The organism is Stieleria maiorica, assembly GCF_008035925.1.
Classification (GTDB): Bacteria; Planctomycetota; Planctomycetia; order Pirellulales; family Pirellulaceae; genus Stieleria; species Stieleria maiorica.
On sequence record NZ_CP036264.1, the window covers coordinates 2050658 to 2070502 of the forward strand.

The 19845-nt window shown below is 59.8% G+C and carries 13 protein-coding genes; 6 read left to right on the forward strand and 7 right to left on the reverse strand.

The window, feature by feature from the left end:
* The first annotated feature begins 34 nt into the window (after positions 1-34).
* Positions 35-2854 (forward strand): transporter substrate-binding protein, encoded by a 2820-nt coding sequence (locus tag Mal15_RS06940; RefSeq protein ID WP_147867094.1) that lies wholly within the window; start codon positions 35-37, stop codon positions 2852-2854.
* Between the two features lie 5 nt (positions 2855-2859).
* On the opposite strand, the gene Mal15_RS06945 is transcribed toward Mal15_RS06940, so the two are convergent.
* The 6 genes from Mal15_RS06945 to Mal15_RS06970 all read right to left on the reverse strand — a co-directional run bounded on the left by Mal15_RS06945 (position 2860) and on the right by Mal15_RS06970 (position 12326).
* Positions 2860-3696, reverse strand: coding sequence for a hypothetical protein (locus tag Mal15_RS06945; RefSeq protein ID WP_147867095.1), 837 nt, complete (start codon positions 3694-3696; stop codon positions 2860-2862).
* 162 nt (positions 3697-3858) lie between these two features.
* Positions 3859-4815 carry a DUF1579 family protein gene (locus tag Mal15_RS33950; RefSeq protein WP_167546662.1) on the reverse strand — a complete coding sequence of 319 codons (957 nt, stop codon included), beginning with the start codon at positions 4813-4815 and terminating at the stop codon, positions 3859-3861.
* Between the two features lie 250 nt (positions 4816-5065).
* The gene (locus Mal15_RS06955; RefSeq protein ID WP_147867096.1) at positions 5066-5935 is read right to left on the reverse strand and encodes an alpha/beta fold hydrolase; all 870 of its coding nucleotides are present in this window, start codon (positions 5933-5935) and stop codon (positions 5066-5068) included.
* 267 nt (positions 5936-6202) lie between these two features.
* A complete protein-coding gene (locus Mal15_RS06960; protein WP_147867097.1) occupies positions 6203-7687 on the reverse strand; it encodes a DUF7133 domain-containing protein in 1485 nt (494 codons plus the stop codon).
* Positions 7688-7804: 117 nt separating this feature from the next.
* A complete protein-coding gene (locus tag Mal15_RS06965) occupies positions 7805-10624 on the reverse strand; it encodes a hypothetical protein (protein ID WP_147867098.1) in 2820 nt (939 codons plus the stop codon).
* Positions 10625-11042: 418 nt separating this feature from the next.
* The gene (locus tag Mal15_RS06970) at positions 11043-12326 is read right to left on the reverse strand and encodes a BaiN/RdsA family NAD(P)/FAD-dependent oxidoreductase (RefSeq protein ID WP_147867099.1); all 1284 of its coding nucleotides are present in this window, start codon (positions 12324-12326) and stop codon (positions 11043-11045) included.
* A gap of 232 nt (positions 12327-12558) precedes the next feature.
* Between Mal15_RS06970 and Mal15_RS06975 the strand changes: the two genes are divergently transcribed.
* The 4 genes from Mal15_RS06975 to Mal15_RS06990 all read left to right on the forward strand — a co-directional run bounded on the left by Mal15_RS06975 (position 12559) and on the right by Mal15_RS06990 (position 16837).
* Entirely contained in the window at positions 12559-13728 is a 1170-nt protein-coding gene (locus tag Mal15_RS06975; RefSeq protein WP_147867100.1) for a fatty acid desaturase family protein, read from the forward strand.
* A 336-nt stretch (positions 13729-14064) separates the two neighbouring features.
* Complete coding sequence (locus tag Mal15_RS06980; protein WP_147867101.1) at positions 14065-15084, forward strand: hypothetical protein; 1020 nt, start codon at positions 14065-14067, stop codon at positions 15082-15084.
* Positions 15081-15449, forward strand: coding sequence for a hypothetical protein (locus Mal15_RS06985; protein WP_147867102.1), 369 nt, complete (start codon positions 15081-15083; stop codon positions 15447-15449). Before Mal15_RS06980 ends, Mal15_RS06985 begins: the two co-directional genes overlap by 4 nt.
* On the forward strand, positions 15446-16837 hold the full coding sequence (locus tag Mal15_RS06990; protein ID WP_147867103.1) for a methyltransferase RsmF C-terminal domain-like protein: 1392 nt from the start codon (positions 15446-15448) through the stop codon (positions 16835-16837). Before Mal15_RS06985 ends, Mal15_RS06990 begins: the two co-directional genes overlap by 4 nt.
* A 154-nt stretch (positions 16838-16991) precedes the next feature.
* Here the strand turns inward: Mal15_RS06990 and folD are convergent, their stop codons facing one another.
* Positions 16992-17885 carry a bifunctional methylenetetrahydrofolate dehydrogenase/methenyltetrahydrofolate cyclohydrolase FolD gene (gene folD / locus Mal15_RS06995; protein WP_147871882.1) on the reverse strand — a complete coding sequence of 298 codons (894 nt, stop codon included), beginning with the start codon at positions 17883-17885 and terminating at the stop codon, positions 16992-16994.
* 173 nt (positions 17886-18058) lie between these two features.
* Between folD and Mal15_RS07000 the strand changes: the two genes are divergently transcribed.
* On the forward strand, positions 18059-19771 hold the full coding sequence (locus tag Mal15_RS07000; RefSeq protein ID WP_147867104.1) for an NADPH-dependent assimilatory sulfite reductase hemoprotein subunit: 1713 nt from the start codon (positions 18059-18061) through the stop codon (positions 19769-19771).
* Positions 19772-19845 lie beyond the last annotated feature (74 nt).

The following is a 19845-nucleotide window of genomic DNA, read 5'->3' on the forward strand; positions in this document are numbered from 1 at the left end:
GGGATAGAAAAGTCGTCATGCGAAAAGGCTTGCCGTGGTCGCTCCCGATTCAGCCGCACCGTATTCCGTCGGGATTCTCCATTCGCTTAGCGGTGTCCTTGCCGGCGGAGAGTCGCTCGTGGCCGAAGCGACCAAATTGGCGATCGACGAAATCAACGCTTCCGGCGGCATACTGGGGCGCAAGATCGTCGCTCGGGTCCGTGACGGCGCCTCCGATGCCGAAACCTTCGCCGAGCAGGCCAGACGATTTTTGGAAGACGATCAGATCCGAGTGATCTTTGGGTGTTGGACGTCCGCTTCTCGAAAAGCGCTGCTGCCGATTCTCTCGCGGCGAAACGGATTGCTGTTTTATCCACTTCAGTACGAGGGGCTGGAAGAAAGCGAGAACGTGATCTACACCGGCAGCACGCTGAACCAACAAATCGAGCCGGCCGTCGATTGGGCGATGGATCGCGGATGGCGCGACGCGGCCATCGTCGGGTCCGATTACGTGTATCCGCGGACCGCGAACACGCTGATGCACGGCATTCTGGAAAAACGCGGGGGCCGCGTTGTGAAGGAATGTTACGTGCCGCTGGAAGATTATGACGTTGCCCCAGTGATCGAAGAGATTCTGGCCGCTAAACCCGACGTGATCTACAACACGATCAATGGCGCGGCCAACGCTGATTTTTTTCGGATGCTTTCCCAGCGAGGTCCGGGACCGGACGAATTGCCGGTCCTCTCGTTCAGCTTTTCCGAAACCGAACTGGCCGCCGTCCCCGAAGCGGTCGGCCACTATGCCTGCTGGGACTATTTTTCGACATGTGTGAGTGAGATCAACCAGCATTTTTTACCGCGGATGCGGGAGCACATGGGATACGAGTGCCCGGTGTCATCGCCGATGGCAAACGCCTACACGCAAGTGTACCTCTGGAAAGCGATGGTCGAACAAATGGAAAGCTTTGACCCCGCCGATCTGGAAAACCACAGTTTCATCCTGGTCAATGGCCCTTGCGGCGTGATGGAACTACGCCGCAACCGACATGTTCGTAAGCGAGCCATGGTGGGCCGGGCAACGGAGCGCGGTGAGTTTGACATCGTTTGGCAATTCCCCGAAATGATCGACCCCGAACCGTGGTTCGGGGTCGATACCCTGCTTCGCGGCCGAATCATCCACCAGGCACTCGAAGCGTTTCCCACCGTTGTGGATCTGCACGCAACGCTCAGAAGGGAAAAGGAGATCCAGGAAAAGCTGATCGAAGAACTGAACGCAAAACAGGTGGAATTGGAAAAGGCCCGCGATGCGGCCGAAGCGGCCAACGAAGCGAAATCCGATTTCCTGGCGGCGATGAGCCACGAAATCCGCACACCGATGAACGGCATCCTCGGGATGGCGCAGTTGCTGGGCGATGGCCCACTTTCAGCCACCCAATCCGAGCAGCTTGCGATCATCCTCTCGTCCGGCGAATCCTTGCTCAGGATCATCAACGACATCCTGGATTTTTCAAAGATTAATGCCGGCAAGGTGGAACTGGAAAACATCGGTTTTTCGTTCCACGACCTGGTCAGCGAGACGCTCCAGTTGCTGTCGCCCAAGGCTCACGAACGCGGCATGGAAATCGAGTTGGATATCGATCTGAAGATGCCCGATATCCGTTCCGGGGACCCGACGCGGATCCGCCAGGTGTTGACGAATTTGGTCACCAACGCGATCAAGTTCACCGAGAACGGCCGGATCGTTGTCGTTGCTCGACCGGACCTGGAATCACCGGAACAAATCTGTTTGGAGGTCAAGGACACCGGAATCGGGATCTCCCCGGAAGCACAAAAGCGATTGTTTCAGCCGTTTGTCCAGGCTGATTCTGGGACAACGCGCAAGTATGGTGGGACGGGGTTGGGACTGGTAATCTGTCGGCGGTTGGTGGAACGCATGGGGGGCACGTTGACGCTGGAAAGCGAAGTCGGCAGTGGCACAACCTTCACCGCCACATTGCCGATCCCGCCGACGGATAAGATCGATGTGGGCGCATCGATTCATCAATCCGAACCGCCCAAGGACTCGCTGGTCGGAAAACGCGTGTTGCTGGTCGATGACAACGCGATCAATCGTCGCGTGGCCAAGGGGTTACTGGAAGGTTTTGGGATCGTTGTCGACGCGGCGACCGGCGCAGATGATGTCAAACAACGCGTGCAACGCGATCCGGATTGTTTGCACGACCACGACGGGATGATCGTCGACGCCATGATGCCGGGGACGGATGGCTGGCAACTGGCACGCTGGATTCGCGAGCAGCGGTACGGCAAGGAGATCGCGCTGATTCTTGCTTCATCGGCGATCGGTAGCGAAGAAGGTCACTCGGCGGCGGAGGCGGAATTGTTTTCGGTCGTGCTGCCAAAGCCGCTGCGACGCGGAACACTGTTTCGTGCGTTGGCGGTCGCGTTGGCCAACTGGAGTCCTCCCCAAGCCTCCACTCGCCAACAGCAAGTCCAGTCGCGACGCATCCTTGTGGCCGAAGACAGCATCGTTAATCAAGCCGTTGCTCGGTCAATCCTCGAACAAGAAGGACACGACGTTACGATCGCAGAAAACGGCCAAGTGGCGCTGGACGCACTGACGGACGCCGACGCGTTTGATCTGATCCTGATGGACGTGCAAATGCCGGAACTGGACGGATTGGAAGCCACCCGCCGAATACGCAAACGCGAGCAGGACAACGGTTGGCCGCGATGGCCCATCATGGCACTCTCGGGAAACGCGATGAAAGAGGAACAGGACGCTTGCCTGGACGCCGGCATGGACGGCTGTCTGACCAAACCGATGAACATGAACGAAGTCTTGGCCCTGGTCGCCGCGACGCCTCGGCGCGAGTGATCGCACTACTCGGCAATTACCCCGGTCAGACCGGTCAAATACGGCGTGCGTTGTTCGGCGGTGTCGCGATTCAGGAATTCGTCTGCCTGCCAAACGGTTTCTCCTTTGTGGGACAGTCGCAGTTGCCGCCACGTGAATCGGACGGCCTGAAACATCCACACGCTGTTTCCGTCGCGTTGCTGGACATCCAACCGCAGCAACAATTCCGGATCGGTCCCATTGTCCCAGACGAACGCGAACAGGGCGCCGTCAAATTCCGCGGTTGAATCGTCGTATCGAAACAGCGGCTGGGGCAGCAATCGCAGATGATTGGTCTGGCTGTTGTGGATCATTTCCGCTTTGAATTGTCGCGCGATCCCGCGCATTTGCACCAGCCGTTTCCCACCGTCGGTCGCGACCGACGGCGCCGACGGCACGGGCTTCAATTCCAGCTGATCCACCTCCGGCGTCCAGCGTTTCCGCGGCGCATTGCCGATCGTCATCGGAACGATCGGCGTCGGCTGAAGCAGATGCAATTCGACAAATTCATAGTCCCGCTGATTGATGGGGATCGATCCGATGGTCCCGATCAACGCCAAGTGTTTCTTGGGCGTCATCCAAACGAAGACGCTGCCAAATACGTTGCCTTCGGAACTGAAACGAAACAGCGGTGTCTGTTGCCACTGATAGATCTCGCCGGCTTGCGACTGAAACTCCAATTCCTTGGCGGTCTGGTCGAATCGCTGAAACAATCGCTCGCTGCGTTCGGTCGTTTCCTTGCCCGGAGGCGTCGGATCTTGCGCCACAGTGATGGAGCCCCATGCGCTGCCGATCATCAGAACAACACCCAACGTGCGAAACATCAGCATGCTCTCTCCCCGATAGACTGCTAGATACCGTGGGCCACGACAGCCGGTCACGTCGTGGCGACGAATCATTAACCTAATCAAAAACAGACGCGGTGTCTACTGCGGGGCGAGATTGGTTGATTTGTCTATTCATTCACACGTCACTCCCCGCTAAGTTCACTTCAATTCACCGAAATTAATCTGCCAGGACACGCCGAATTGATCGGTCAGCCATCCGAATCGCGTGCTGAAACCGTAGTCGTCCAGCGGCATCAGAACCTTGCCGCCCCGGGACAGTTTCTCGAAGACCGATTTTACTTGCGTTTCGCTTTCGCAATCGATAAACAGCGAGATCGACGGAGTGAAGTCGAATTCGTGTTCGACGGGACTGTCGATGCAAATCAGCTTAGCTCCGGCGACGCGAAACGTGGCATGTTTGATCGTCCCGGCCTTTCCGTTTTCACCCTCGACGTACTTCGTTACCGTTTCGATCTCGCTGTTGGGGATCGTCCGGGTGTAGTAGTTTATCGCCTGCTCCGCATTTCCTTGGAACATCAACAGCGTCGCGACATTCGGTTTTCCGGTCGACTGCGAATCCTTCACGCGAATCAGTTCACCCGACATGAATGTTTTCCAGTTGCCGTCGCCGCCGCGGATCTGGGACGTCGTGACGATCCTGTCTTCGTTGCGGAATTCATAGAGATCTCGATAGCGAGCGGTTGCCCCTTTGTCGGTCATGCTGGGGCCTTCGGCGACAAAGGTCAGCTGCGATTTCTCTTGGTCGAGTTCGCCTTCGTAGTTCCATCGATAGTCAAGTGCGTTGTCCACCCAGGTCGCGATAAAAACGTTTCGTTTTGAATCGACGCCGAGCGTCTGGAGGGCGTGACACTGGAAGCCACCCATGTTTGTCTGGAACTCGTTGACCACCCAGCGGTTGCCGATCGAACGCGACGTCATCGATCCGGTGTGCGTGACGGTTTTGTCCGGCGATCGGGACACCGTCCGCCACCTGCCGTTGAATTTCTGTAGCCATCGCATTGACGCGGTGTCATCGTTCTCGGAGGTCTCTTGGGCGACGGCGAATGTCGACAGCACGATCAATAGGAAACTGGCAGTCAGTGGGATTGTTTTCATCAGATTGATCCAGTGTTTGCAGCGAAATGGCACGTTCAACGGCGTGCACCGTAACCTGACGGTTTGGCTTTGGCAAAGTACTCGTCGTCGACCGCAGTTTCGTTTTCGATTGGGCTGGACAGTCGCCGTCCTCTCCGCAGTCGGCGCGGGGCAAAGCTTCGCTTTTGCGGGCACGCCGAGTTCGGAGAACACGGCGACCCTCCGAACGAATCGCCCGGTTCGCAAATTGAGTTGCGGTAGACTACTCGGCTTATCGGTCGGCCACCTGAGCATTGATCCAGTCCAAGAGACTCTGCAAGTAGGCTTCACGCTGGATGTCTTGGTGCAGGTCGTGCGCCCCATCGGGCCAGATTTGCATGCTCGCGCGGCCGTGGGAGTTTTCCACGAATTCAACCGACGCCCGGTGGCAGGTGATCACGTCGGCATCCCCGTGCGGCACCAACGTCGGCGTCGAAAGCGCCGTGGCATGCTCGATCGCCCAGCGTCCCGAGTCGATCAAATCCCGCCCCAGTCGCAAGCTGACCTGCTGTTGCACGAGCGGGTCGTCCAGAAACTCGCGTTGCTTCTCGGGATCGCGACTGATATCCGCCGGATCGACCGGTTTGTCCAACAGACGATCCGGAGTCAGGTGCGATAACAACCGAAGCAGCGCCAGGCGGATCGGGCCGGGCGGGTTGACCGCTCGCAACATCGGAGAGGCTGCGACCACCCAATCCATCGGGGAGTAACCGCGCAGCTGATGATTCAACACAAGGTTGCCGCCCATGCTGGGACCCAAAAAACCGACCGATGCATCCCGATGCAACTCTCTCAGCCGGCTCAAGAATGAGTCGATGTCCTGCAACAGCGATTCATAGCTTGGGATCAGCATCCGCCGGCCGGGAGTCTTGCCGTGTCCACACTGGTCGTAGGCATAGACGTGGACTCCGCGACTGGCGAACCAGCGTCCCGTCTCATCAAACCGCCCCGAGTGATCTCCCAGACCATGAACCACTCCCATGACGATTTCGCGTTGAAGTGATGACGATGGGGAATCGGGTGCCAGCCAGGACCGCACGAAACGATCGTGATGCCCCAGCGTCCACGTTTGCTCGCTGCAGTTCAATTCGCTTGCGTGCATGTCGGCCGGTCCTTGGGGATTTCAATCCGGGCGTCGGGTGGATGGTGGATGGTAGGGACGGGGCAAAACGATGGGGGCAAAACGATGGGACAGAAGGAAGGCAGAATAATGGAAGGCAGAATGATGGGGGGCAGAATGATGGGGGCGGGAGCGAAGGATGCTTCACCGCCAATGGAATCAATCGCTTTTGATTCCAGCCCGAAGCGCGAGCGAGTGGATCTGCTGCTCCTCTTGCTCGCGCCGTGGCACTCGTAAATCAACAGGCCGTTAGGGGATCTCGTTGAGCGTGTAGTACGCGTTGACGTGGACCAGCTTACCACCTTCGGCGGAACGGATCGGGGCAAGGTCGAATTCATGGACGTGCCCTTGGACCAATCCGTCAATCTTCAGCTGGACACTCAGGCCGTCGGGGGAGACGATCGCATCGGTGACGGCCGGGGTTGTTTGATCGACTTCGGGGCTGCCGTAGCCTTGTTGATAAACATGGGTAAACGTGGACAGCCGGTAGGAGTCGGTTTGGGATGCGGTGGTCGGATCGACCGGTTCGGTGAACGTGACGCGAAAGCCGTCGGGCAGCGCGTTGATCTGTTTGATTTCGAAGGGGACGATTCCGGTCCAGTCCAATCGTTGGATCGCGAACTCGCGTGGTCCCCGCACCGGCCAGCCGCGATTGGTTCCGCCGACGATCAGATCGCCGCGGGGTGTGAATTGACAGGCCAATAATCCGGTCGCCAGGCCTTCGCGAAACGGATAACAGGCGCCTTGCCAGACCCCGTTGATCTTTTCGGTCGTCGCCCGCATCATCACGCTCAGGCTGAAGTCGCCGACAAAGATCTGGTTTTCAAACGGCCCAAATCTTCCGCCGGTGCGATCGACCATGAAGCCCGAGATCGATCGCCCCATCTTGATGTAGGGAAACACGACGGCGTACGGCACCAATTCTTTGACGCGTTTCCGCTCGGTCAGCAGCCGCGACCTTGTGTTCGGTTCGACGCTTGGCTTTTCCAGATTCTCCGCCAAGTCGTACCATCGGAAGCTTGCCGGATGCCCCATGAAGCCGCCCGGCTGAAGGACTTTCAGGCTGCATGATCCGTTCCACGGTCCTTGGCTTTCGGCGTAAAACATCACGCCGTGTTCGTTGGGGCCGATCCCACCGGGGCTGCGGATGCCGCTGCAAATGGGGATCGTGTTCCCATCCGGCGTGACCTTCACGCACCAACCCCGAAACGGTTCATCGGACTGATAGGATTTGGACAGACACAGCGCGACCCAGATGTTGCCTTCGGGATCGAGTTTGGATCCGAACGCGAACTCGTGATAATTGCGAAAACCCCACGCATCGCTGAGCGTTCGGAAGTGGTCCGCCAGCCCGTCGTCGTCTTCGTCGGTGATCTTTGTGACTTCGGTTTGCTGGGTGATGTAAAACGCCCCGTCTTTGAACGACATCCCCATCACTTCGTCCAACCCGCTGGCAAACCGCTTGTACGTCGGCTGTGGGAATCGATCGAACGCCCCCTCGACCAACAAGATGTCACCGCGCCGGGTTCCGATGGCCAGTCGATCGTCGGGCAGGACTTCAAAGCTTCCCGCTTCGATCGCGGCGTCCTCGGGCATCGGGATCTCGACGATCTTGTAGTACTTCGCTTCTTCCTCCGCCGTATCCCAGTATTCGCCGAGGGTTTGGGCGGGCAGCGAGGTCGCCGCGCAGAGGACAGAGGTGAGGATGATCAAGAGCGAGGTTGACAGACGCATTTGCCTTCAGTTTCCGTTTCATGCGGGGTGAAAAGGTAGGAAGATTTTGGAGGTAGGAAAATTAGCTGAATCGGATGGGGGGTGCATTTCATCATTTTTTTACCCCCTCCCACTCGCCTACCATCGGTACTCGACCTCCAGCGTCGTGCGGCCGGTCGGAAGCGATAGCGGCACGACCAATCGCTTTTCCGATCCGGCGTCGACGATCTGGGCTTGGTGTTGTGGATCGATGCGAACCCTCAGGGATTGTCCGACCAGAAAGGAGTGCTCGTCGATTGCTCGGATGCGTTTGCCCGATGCGACGCGAAAGACCAGATTGTCTCTTGGGCGTTGCGAGTTCAACGTGACACTTCGTTTCAACAGCGGTTGGTCGGCGTCGGAGTCATTCCCATCGATCGCGTAGTCTTCGATTTCGATTTCGCCGTAGCGATAGGTCCACGTGGGACGGCCGATGTCGTCCAGGAAATAGCCGGTGAATCGGTGATGCGGCGGTCGGCCCTGGTCGACGATCCACGGCTGCCGGGCATCGTCCAGGTCTGGGCCCGCGGAGAAAGCGATCAGGTCGGTTCCGAGCGGACGCACGGTCCCGTGTCCCTGGCTGCGCCAGACGCCGCCCGGATCGGCAAACTTGCCCTTCCAGATCATCGCCAGACGCATCTGTTCGGCGTCATAGGCCAAGTTAAGTCCACCGGGATAACCGACCCCGATCCCGCGTTTACCGATGTCACGATAACTTCGTCGCAGCATCACCGCGCGGTCTTGATCGGCCAACAATTCGATCGGTTCCAATTGCAACCCTTGCGGTGTTCTAGCCTGTCGCCCTTCAAGCAGGTATTCCCAGATCGCGCCGACTTGAAGGTTGGGGTCCCCGTCCAGGACCTCTTTTCGAATCGCTTTTCCGCCCGGCCAAAACGACGGCATCACTGTCCCGGGGCTAAGCAATTGTGGCGAGACCATGTATTGGAAGAACCATTCTTTGTGCAGCCGCTGTGCCATTTCCGTCAAGTCGACTGCAGGCATGGTCTGGGCGGGTTTCTGTTGAAAGGTGTGACATGCGATGCAGTTCAATCCGCTGCGACCGACCAATTCATGCCCGGTCTTTCGAGCCTCCTTGGGATCCGGCGTCTCGGTGATCTTGACCGAAGGCTTGGGATCGACCGCAGCAAAGAGTTCGATCAGATGCGCGACGTTGTCGGCACCGTACTGGGGCATTCTGGTTTTGACGTAGGGGCGAATGGATCGCCCCCCCACCAATACGTCACGCATCCATTTCGACCGCAGCTTGCCCCCCACCCCGGTCAACGACGGCGGAATTCGTCCTTGTGGCCCCAGGTTTTCGTTGGTGGTATGAAAGAAGGGATCACGCTGGTCCGATACGCCTCCCAAATCATCGCGTCGGTGGCAGCGATAACAACGAAACGATTCCATCGTCAACACGATCTGGTCTCGGTCGCCGAGTGCTGTGTCGGCGGCTGCAAGTGCAACACGGATCGCGTCACGCTGGTTGTCGTCCAACTCGTATCGCGGCCAATTGCCGAAGCCTGTCGAGAGACATCCCCGTTCGGTGTCCAACTGCGACAGAGCGGGAGAGTGCGTGGCAAGCTGCCGGTGCTGGTTCGATTGCACAGCGTCTTTGGCGACATGACATTCGACGCAGCCGAGTTTTGCAAACCAGTTGCGGCCGTGATCGATCAACGAGGGATCGGCCTGCATCGGCGACGATTCGAGCTGGGAATCGACACCCACGGACAAGTAGTTTGCCAGGTCGATCGCTTCCCAGTGTGTCAGTTTCATGTCGGGCATCCGTCCCGAGGGTCGTACCGAGTGTGGGTGTTCAAGGAACGTTGACAGTCCGGCGACGCTGTACTTTTGGCTCAGATCGCCCAGTGCGACCGAGTTTTCCGGCATCGATTCCGTTCCGTGTTCGTCGCGTGGTGAATGGCACGCGACGCATCCGACCGAATGAAACAGTTCGTGTCCGCGGGTCGCCGATTCCGCATCAACATCGTCGCGATGAAATGGGGCCCCAGCCAGCGACACCAGGTAGTGGGTGATCGCGGTCGACGCCGCATCGCGATCGTCGCCGGAGAGATGCCCCATCACATTGGGCATGCTCGTTCCGGGCTTGATCGTGTGCGGGTCGGCGATGAAGCGACGGATGTATCCGGGATCGATCCGCGACGCCGCCGAAGTCAGCAGCGGCGCTTGCTTGGCTGGCATCAATCTTTGCCGTGTCGTTTCGTCGGTGTCGTTATGATGGCAGTTAACGCAACCGAATTGGTCCAATAAGACTTTGCCATAAATCCGCGGCTCAAGCGTCCCAGTTGCAACGTTGATCGTTCCCGCGACCTTCGGCATCGCGCCGGCTTGGGCGATGTCCATCAGGTACTTCACTAGATCCAGGAACTGTTGCCGATCGGCCAGTTGGTCGGCCAACTTGGTCGGCATTGCCGAGACGGTGTCGTTGGCGAGTCGCTCGATGTCGTCGGTCGGGATCTCGATCAAACGGTTGGCATCGGACAGTTCTCGCAAGAGGATGGTTTCGTCGTCTCGGCGAACGATCCGTCCGGTCACGACGCGACCGCTGAGCGTTAAGATCTTGACCGATTCGAATCCTTTGGAGATCACTTTGGAGGGTTGCAAAATCGCCTCCACAATCTCCTGGTCCTTCAGCTTCGCGATGGCCTGATTCAGATCCGGGCCGAGTAAATCCTCAGCGGCCTGGGCGTGGCACTTGGTACATGCGAGCGTCTGAGTGGAAAACAAAATGGCTCCGCGGACCCCATCGCCTCGCTCGCGTGCTTGGTCCGCCAGCGAGTCGCTGCCTGCGGCCAGTAACCGGTCCGTCAAGGATGGTTGCGATGGGGACTGGGCGAGTCCCCGCCGGGCGAAGCAGGCGGTCAGCACCAGCAATACGACGATTAGGATTCGATTCACGCGAAAGACTCTCGTTGTCGTGCCGGGGTTCCAAAGTCGATTGCTGACAGTGTAGCGGCATTGCGAAACGCGATAAGGCGGAAGTGTGTTCCCGGTCACCCGTGGGATCGATCTCGCCCACATCGATTCTGCGATCGACCACCAATGATCATGGGCGGTTGTGCTGGAAAGCATCACCGACATCAACCGATGCGCACAATCGGCTACGCTTTCGCGGGAACTAGGCAAGAAGATTTTTTTGGTAAGAAAATGGTGAATTTCTGCTTCTCTTCGATGGAGCCAATCTTCCGACCTCCAAAACCTTCTTCGCCCTCGACGCGGCGACGGTGTCCTGTCGCGTCGGTCGCGGCCGGGAGAGGAATACCAGAATGATGCGGGGCAGAATGATGGCAGGCCGGAAGCCTGTCCAACTTCTCACCTACTCGGACGAGTTGGCGGCGATACCGGCGGCCCGACCGGTGCTGAAGGCGGCTTGGAAGTTGTAGCCACCGATCCAGCCGTCGACATCCAAGACCTCCCCGGCGATGTACAGCCCCGGCGCTTTTCGACTGGCCATCGTCCGCGGGTCGACTTCGGACAGCTTCACGCCGCCTGCGGTCACCTCGGCTTTGGCGAACCCCCGTGTGCCTTCGATCGGAAATGTTGCGGTCTTGAGTGCGGCGACCAGTGCTTGAAGTTTGCCGCGGGAGAGTTCGGCGATCGGGCCGTCGGCATTGACGCTGTGGACGATGGATTCGGCCAGTCGAGCGGGTAGCCAATCGGTAATCACCGCGGTGGTCGTCCGTCGTCCGCCGCTGCTGCGGTCGGTGAGCGCCTGTTCGATTTGTTGGATCGACAGAGCGGGCACCAGGTCAACCGCTAACGTGACGTCATCGAATGAGTCGGCCCCCGTGATCGTGCCGCTGACATCCATCGCCGCCGGTCCGGAGAATCCCAGATGGGTGAATAGCCAACTGCTGCGTCGGCTGACCAGCGGTTTGCGTTTGGACGGCGGTTTGGATTCCCAGTCGCCGCGTCGATAGACCGAGGCGACGCAGTCGTCGAGTGTTAGCCCCGACAGGGCGTGCGTCCAGTGGTAACCACCGACCAGGGGAACGAGTGCGGGGCGGGTGCGAACGATCGTGTGTCCGAGTTGGTGCAACCATGCATAGGCATCTCCGGTCGTGCCACAACCCGGCCAACTTTTTCCGCCGGCGGTGACGATCAGTCGGTCGCAATGGATCGCTTGGGAGTCGGTTTGCACCGTCCAACCGCCCGGCGTTTTCTCGATTCCGCTGACGGCACAGCGGAGGTGCAGTTTGACACCGGATTGGACGGCACGTTGCTGGAGTGCGTCGCGGACGTGAACGGCTCGATCGGATTTGGGAAAGATCTTTCCGGTCGATTCCACCTTGGTGTCGACACCTTGCTGATGAAACATTGCCACCACGTCGGCGGGCCCGAACGCGCCGACGGACTTTTGCAAAAAGCGACCGGCTTTGCCGAAGGCGCTGACGATCCCCCGTGCGTCGGTGTCTTGGGTGATGTTGCAGCGTGTTCCGCCGGACATCAAGATTTTGACCCCCGCCTTGCTGTTTTTCTCCAACAGGTAGACCGCCGCCCCCCGCATCGAAGCCTCCGCGGCGGCGACCAATCCGGCGGCCCCGGCCCCGATCACCACGATGCGGCGCGCGTTATTGTCACGGTGGGATGGATCTGTCATGGACTCTCAGGCTGCGACAATGGTGACATGGACAACTTTGGGGAATTTGCGGGCAAGGCTGTAAGGTCGTATTTAAACTGAAGGTTTACGAGGGCGGTCAACCAAATTTTGCCGCCATCCAAGGACGATAGAAACAATACGAGGATTCTGTCCAGCAGCGGCGATGTGCCCGATCTCGTGCCCGTCGACGTGCCGGACCACCACCGCGACCCACTTCACGATCACTGCAGCGATGTCCGTTGATAGCCCAGCCAAGCTTGCCCGCGACACCCAACCCGACCCCAAACGCGGTGCCCAAACCGGGCCGCGGAAACCCGGCGGCCAAGGCCAGTTTTCGTTCGCCGAAGCACGCAGCTTGATCGGAGATCTGACGAAGCCGAATCCGCGGATCTACTGGACGGACTTTCTGTTGTCGATCATCGGCGGGTTCATCGCCTTGCACGCCACGCTGCACGTGCCGCGATTGTTTTGGCCGGAGCCTTGGGTGATTCCCGCCGTCATCGTGTCGTATTTGGCGACGGTGCTGTTGTTCATGCGCTCGGTCATGTTCATCCACGAATTGGTGCATCTGCCCAAAGAAGGGTTCAACGGATTCCGATTCGTTTGGAATCTGCTGTGCGGGATTCCGCTGTTCGTCCCGTCATTCTTGTATTACCCGCACATGGACCACCATCGCCGCAAGCATTACGGGACCGAGCATGACGGGGAATACTTGTCGCTAAGCCATCACAGCCCATGGATGATCGTGGGCTTCATCGGCCAAGCGTTGATCATTCCGTTCTTGGGGCTGTTTCGATTTGTCGTGTTGAGCCCGGTTTGTTGGTTGATCCCCGGGGCACGAAAATTGGTCCATCGTCACGCTTCGACGATGGTGGTGGATCCGTTTTACGAACGAGAAGACGCGTCGAAGTCCGAGACGCGTGTCGTCGTGGTGCAAGAATTCTTTTGTTTCCTGGTCGGAGCCGGTTTGATCTTTCGTCACAAGATCGTCACGGGGGAGTGGTTCGATCCGTTGTGGATCGTCGCGTACAGCGTCGCGATCGGATTGCTGACGTTGAACGAGATCCGGACCTTGGGGGCGCACCGCTGGACCGGTGACGGGGCGGAGATGACGTTTGAGGAACAGTTGCTCGACTCGGTCAACTATCCGCATGCCCCATGGATCAGCGAACTGTGGGGGCCGATCGGGACGCGTTACCACGCGCTGCACCACCTGTTCCCACGTTTGCCGTACCACAACTTGGGCAAAGCCCATCGCCGGCTGATCGAAGGCTTGCCGGCCGACTCGCCCTATCACAAAACGGTCGCCAACAGTTTGACCGCCGAGATCAAGGCGCTGTGGCGGCGATCACGCGATCGGGGCAAAACGGCCGAGAGCCAACCGGCGAAGATCGCGGCCTGACCCCCGTTTCGCGCACTTGACGATGCGTTCGAAGAGTCGCCGTGTTCTCCGAACTCGGCGCCCCCACTAGTCGCCGTGTTCTCCGAACTCGGCGGGCGCGAAAAAGCAAAGCTTTGCCCCCGCCGACCTCGGAGAGGACGGCGACTGTGCAGCCCGATCAAGAACGAAGCTGCGGCAGACCACTCGCTTCGTCAGGATTTCGGTTGCGGGCGTTTTCGACGCTCTGGCAAGCCCCGCGACCTCGCATCTTGCATGATCACTACCGCTTGCGTGATACTGCACGCCAATACCGGAGGGAGTGGTCCAAGATGAACTGTGTCGACGCGGAGCCCAGGCTTGAACAAGAGTGAGATTCACGCCGGCTATGAATTCGAATCGGGGATGTTTTCTCGGATGCGTTCCTGGGTGGACGTGGCATCCTGGGTGCGTTTGGCCCGAATCCCGCGAATCATGGCGTCGCCCAGCCATGTCGGATTGGTGTTCGCCGCCTGTCTGGTGACACGTGTCCTGGTCTCGTCTGCGGTCGCCGGACGCGTCGCGCCGGCGCCGTTTTGGGAGTTGCAATCGCACGTGGAGCTGATTGCGGCGATGTGGAACGCGACCGGCCCACTGCTGGGGACCACGCTGGTCGTTGCGATGTGGGTGCTCTGGACACCGGTGATTCAATTCGTTTGCCGTGGCGGCGCGGTGCTGGCCGCCGGCCAGTCGATGCCGCGTGCCGGAGAAGTCATGCGACTGGTTCGATCGCGGCTGTGGAAGTCGTTCCTGGTTCCGATCATCCCGTTGTTGTGTGTGCTGGCGTCGGCTGCCGCCGTGTTCGTGATCCGTGTGCCGAGTTTTTTGGCCGACGTTCCGTGGATCTCGCAGATGACGGGCTGGACGATCGGCATCGCGGTCATCCCGCTGGGGATCCTGGGTTTTGGGGCGTTGTTCGCGGTGCCGCTGGCGCTTGCGGCGATGGTTTGTGAACCGGATTCGGACCCGATCGATTCAATCAGCCGAGGCTATGAGGCATTCGTCCGGCGGCCATTGTCGCTGGTTTGGTATCTGCTGCTTTCTGGGGCGATGGTGTTCGTCGCCGGCGTGCTTTTGGGCGGCGTCGGCTGGGCGGCGTCGCTGGCGTCCCTGGGACTCGTTTTGCTGATCGCGCCGGACCCGTTGCAACTGAACGCCGCCCTGGAAATCATCGCGACCCTCGTGATTGCCTGGCAGCTCACGCTGGCGTTTGGTCTACTCGGGGGAGTTTATCTGTTGCTTCGCAGCGACGCGGGCGGCCAAGAGCCGGAGGACCTTTGGACACCTCCGCCGGCACCCAAAGAGCCGTTGCCTGAATTGCCGAAGGAGGCACTGCAATGATGAGTCCCGCAGGAATGCCGCCAGGGCCTTCACCGTCCTCCGCATCAGGGGCGGGGACGCCCGAAGAGCAAATGGCGAAGGCCAAGCACGGCCCTAAGATTCAAATCAGTTTGTCGTTGATGCTGTTGATGATGGTCGTGTTTGCTTTTATCTCGGCGGCGTTGTTTTATGCATCGCGAGTGCCGGCGATCCGCGAGGAATTGGGTGTGTTGTTTTATGGCGAAGCGGGTGAGCGTGGTGAAGACGTCGGACGCTTGGCACATCGGGCGTTCATCATGTTTACGTTCACCTCGCCGCTGCTGTTGGCCTGTGTGCTCTCGTTGGCGGTTTCGGCACTGAATTATTTGGGACGCAAGACGCCGTGAGCGCGCTTGAGGGAACCCTCGATGACTCCGATGGCGCGAGTGAAGCCGATGCGGACCTTCGGCGTTCGCTTGCCGCGGCGCTCGGCACGGTCGCGATCTCCGCCGAAGAGTTTGCTGCATTTTCGGCGGCGTTGCTATCGCGTCATCGCAATGCATTGCGTTACCGCAGCGAGATCGACCGACCGGACATCTCGCTTCCCGTGCGCCCCGTCGACTGGTATTCACTCGGGTACCAGTGCACCGATCCGGATGTCAGGCCCAGCCGGACGTTGGACTATGCCGCCGGTGATTATTTCATCCAGGACGCCGGGTCGATGTTGGCCCTCGCCGCCTGCCAGGCCGACGCGGTGCCCGAACGGAACCGATTGATCTGTGACTTGTGTGCCGCACCGGGCGGTAAATCGAGCGCGCTGTTGGAATCGATCGGCGATGGTTTTCTGCTGGCCAACGAACCGATCAAGTCTCGGATCGCGCCACTGGCATACAACCTGGCGCGAACCGGAATCGACCGATACGCGATCTCCAGCCTGGATCCCGAAGTCCTGCACACGCGACTCGGCGGCGTCTTCGATTTGGTCTTGGCCGATGTTCCTTGCAGCGGCCAGGCGCTCTTGGGCCGCGGCAAGCAAAGTCTGGCGGCGGTTTCTCCGGCCCAAATTGAACACAGCGCGCTGCGGGCCCGACGAATCCTGGCAGCGGCGATCGGCTTGCTGCGTCCGGGCGGTCGGCTGGTACTTAGCACCTGCACGTTCGCCGAAGCGGAGAACGAATCGCAAGTGCGTTGGCTGCTGGACAAGGATGGCATGGCGCCCGAGCCGATCGATCGATTGGCCGAGTATGCGAGTGATGATTCCGGTTGCAGCTATCGATTGTGGCCGCACCGGCATCGTTGTGCGGGCAGCTTTGCCGCCTCGTTGCGATCAGACATCGGCGCCGCGGTCGCGGCCGAGCCGGCGTCGGGAAAGAAACGGAAGCGTCGCGAGAAACCGGAGCGGTTGCCCGACGAGCTGGGGGATTGGTTTGGCACCGCGCCACAGCGTTCTCAAGTCGCCGGGGCGGTCATTCGGTGCCTGCCCGAGGACGCGCCGTCGTGGGCGGAATCGATTTCCGTCGCCGGCCCAGAACTCGCCTATCGCACCGGTCAAACCTGGAAACCGTCGCACGAGGCGTCGCTGCGCCGCTCCGGCGCGTTGCGGGGAGTGCAATCGATTGAGGTCGACGACTCCACGGCGCGGCAGTACCTGAGCGGACAACCGATCGCGTGCGGGCAGACGGGCTGGTGCGTGGTGCGCCACCGCGGTCGGCCGCTGGGTTGGGTCAAGGCGTCACGCGGGACCGGCAAGAACCATCTGCCGGTCGCGGCCAGAATGGATGTGGGCGTGGGATAGGTGGCTCGCGTTTTTCGCAATAGCGAGAACGAAATTCGTGTCGTCGCGGAAGCCGCCAAGGCTTTCGGCACCTCCTGCTGCGGCGCCGCAGCGGTGCGAAACTCTTGGCGAGTTCCGCTACTCAAAAACCAAGGTGCGACGGACCACTGGAGCACTAACGTCCGCTTTGCAGTTTTGCCGCGGCCAGGGTGTTGTGCAGCAGCATGGCGATCGTCAGCGGTCCGACGCCGCCGGGGACCGGCGTGATCGCCGAGGCGACTTCTTTGGCCTGGTCAAACGCGACGTCGCCGACCAGTTTGTCGCCGACGCGGTTGATGCCGACGTCGATCACGATCGCGCCGGGTTTGATCATGTCAGCGGTGATCATTTCGGGGCGTCCGACGGCGGCGATCAAGCAATCGGCGTCGCGACAAACGGACGCCAGGTCTGCGGTGCGACTGTGGGCCAGCGTCACGGTGGCGTTGGCGACTTCGGGACCACAGGCCCCGGTTTTTTGGGCCAACATCATCGCCATCGGTTTGCCGACGATGTCGCTGCGGCCGACGACGCAGACCTTTTTTCCAGCCACCGACAAATTGGAACGACCGAGCAGCTGGACGATTCCGTGGGGGGTGCAGGGCAAGAATCGCGGGCGACCCTGCATCAACAGTCCGACGTTGACCGGCGAAAAGGCGTCGACGTCTTTGAGCGGATCGATGGCATCGAGGATTTCTCGTTCGTCATACCGGACGGCGTCGGTCGTCGGCAGCGGCAGCTGGACCAAGATGCCGTTGACGTTGGTGTCGGTGTTCAGTTCGGCGATCAGCGCCATCAGCTCGTCTTGGCCGGCGTCGGCGGGCAAACGGTGGGTGCGGCCGTCGATCCCGGCTTTTTCACAGGCCCGGGCCTTATTTCGCACATAGACCTGGCTGGCGGGGTCCTCGCCCACCAACACGGCGGTCAGGCAGGGTGGCGGGGCGCCGCCGGCGACAAAGTCCGCGACTTCCTTGGCCGTCTCGGCGCGAATTTCCGCCGCGACCTGCTTTCCATCCAAAATCACTGCCGTCATGTTCGCCTCGTGTTGCGTCAGCTCGTCGCACCCCTGTTCTGTCAGGTGGCGATAGCCGATGGGTTTACCATAGTGGGAAATGCGTTTGATCGTTATAGTTCGCGTAGATTCACCGTTCATCTGTCGCCAGGTCCCTGACCGGCGAAACGATATCACACAGGATTTTTGACTCGATGTCTACCGAAGCGCCGAAGCTTAGCCCGGTCGAAAAAATCAAAGAGGCGAGCGAGTACCTTAAAGGCACCATCGACACGGAGATGGCCGCCGACACCGATCATTTCGGCAAATCCGACATCCAGTTGCTGAAATTCCATGGCACCTATCAACAAGACGACCGCGACAAGCGGGCCGAGCTGAAGAAAGCCGGCGGCGGTAAAGCGTTCGCGATGATGGTCCGCTGTCGGATTCCCGCCGGGCGGATCACCAGCGAGCAGATGCTCGCCCAGCTGGATCTGTGTGACGAACTCGGTGATTCGACGATGAAGATCACTTCGCGGCAGACGCTGCAGTTGCACGGGGTGCTCAAGAAAGACCTCCGCAAAACGATCCATCGCATCAACGAGATCGAACTGTCGACGCTGGCCGCTTGTGGCGATGTCAACCGAAACATCATGTGCTGCCCCGCCAAACGGGCCGACGGCGTTCATCAGGAAATGTTGACGCTGACCGACGAATTGGTCACCGCCCTGGCGCCGCAAACGCCGGCCTACCACGAGCTGTGGCTGACCGATCCGGAAACCGGTGAAAAAACGCTCGAAGGCGGCGGCCCGATCGTCGAACCGCTGTACGGGCCAACCTATCTGCCGCGAAAGTTCAAGGTCGGGATCGCCCTGCCCGAGGACAACTGCATCGACATCTACACGCAAGACCTGGGGTTCTTGGCGATCGTCCGCGACGGCAAGATCATCGGCTACAACGTGCTGGTCGGCGGCGGCATGGGGACCACCCCCGCGCTCAAGAAGACCTATCCCGCGCTGGCCAAACGGATGGCGTTCTGCACGCCCGATCAAGCGATCGAAGTCGCCAAGGCGGTCATCAAGGTCCAACGCGATCACGGCAACCGCGAAGACCGGAAGGTCGCCCGGATGAAGTATCTGGTCGACAATTGGGGCGTCGAAAAATTCCGCCGCGCGGTCGAAGAACAGTTCGGCGGCCCGCTTGCCGATTGCGAACCCGATGACGTGACCGGCTTTGACGACCACATGGGTTGGCAAGACCAGGGCGACGGCAAATGGTCCTATGGACTGAACATCGAAAATGGGCGTCTGTATGACAACGAACACCGTCAGCTCAAAGCGATGATGCGCGAAGTGTGCCGAACCTTCGGCACCGAGTTGCGGATGACCGGGCACCAGAGCATCATCGTGACCGACATCGATCCGGCCGACAAAGACAAGTTGATCGAAATCATCCGTCGGCACAACGTCCGCACCACCGAAGAAACCAGCACGGTTCGACGTTGGTCGATGGCCTGCGTCGCACTGCCCACCTGTGGCCTGGCGATCACCGAGAGCGAACGACGGCTGCCCAGTTTGATCGACGACCTGGAACCACCGCTGGCCAAGCTCGGTCTGGACAAGGAACGCTTCACGATCCGCGTGACCGGTTGCCCCAACGGCTGTGCCCGCCCGTACAACGCCGACTTGGCATTGGTCGGAAAGGCCAAGGACCGCTACAGCCTGTTCGCCGGCGGAGGCTGGTTGGGCAACCGACTGGCGTACCTCTACAAAGATCTGGTCCCGTCGGACCAAATCGTCGACGAGATCGTCGCCATCGCATCGGCATACAAGGCCAATCGAAACGAAAATGAATCGCTGGGCGATTTCTGTGCCCGCGTCGGACAGGAAGACCTGACCGTGATGGCCGCCGCGGCTCCCAAGCCGTAGCGGTTCTTCGGGAACGCCACGCGATCTGAAAGTTGGTTAAGAGGCGGTCGGTGGAGGGGGGAACGACGTCCTTT

Coding starts and splice junctions, on each gene's coding strand:
- Mal15_RS06960 (WP_147867097.1), bottom strand. CDS start 7,687: ATGCGTCTGTCAACCTCGCTCTTGATCATCCTCACCTCTGTCCTCTGC.
- folD (WP_147871882.1), bottom strand. CDS start 17,885: ATGACGGCAGTGATTTTGGATGGAAAGCAGGTCGCGGCGGAAATTCGC.
- Mal15_RS06945 (WP_147867095.1), bottom strand. CDS start 3,696: ATGTTTCGCACGTTGGGTGTTGTTCTGATGATCGGCAGCGCATGGGGC.
- Mal15_RS06985 (WP_147867102.1), top strand. CDS start 15,081: ATGATGAGTCCCGCAGGAATGCCGCCAGGGCCTTCACCGTCCTCCGCA.
- Mal15_RS07000 (WP_147867104.1), top strand. CDS start 18,059: ATGTCTACCGAAGCGCCGAAGCTTAGCCCGGTCGAAAAAATCAAAGAG.
- Mal15_RS06975 (WP_147867100.1), top strand. CDS start 12,559: ATGTCCGTTGATAGCCCAGCCAAGCTTGCCCGCGACACCCAACCCGAC.
- Mal15_RS06970 (WP_147867099.1), bottom strand. CDS start 12,326: ATGACAGATCCATCCCACCGTGACAATAACGCGCGCCGCATCGTGGTG.
- Mal15_RS06955 (WP_147867096.1), bottom strand. CDS start 5,935: ATGCACGCAAGCGAATTGAACTGCAGCGAGCAAACGTGGACGCTGGGG.
- Mal15_RS33950 (WP_167546662.1), bottom strand. CDS start 4,815: ATGAAAACAATCCCACTGACTGCCAGTTTCCTATTGATCGTGCTGTCG.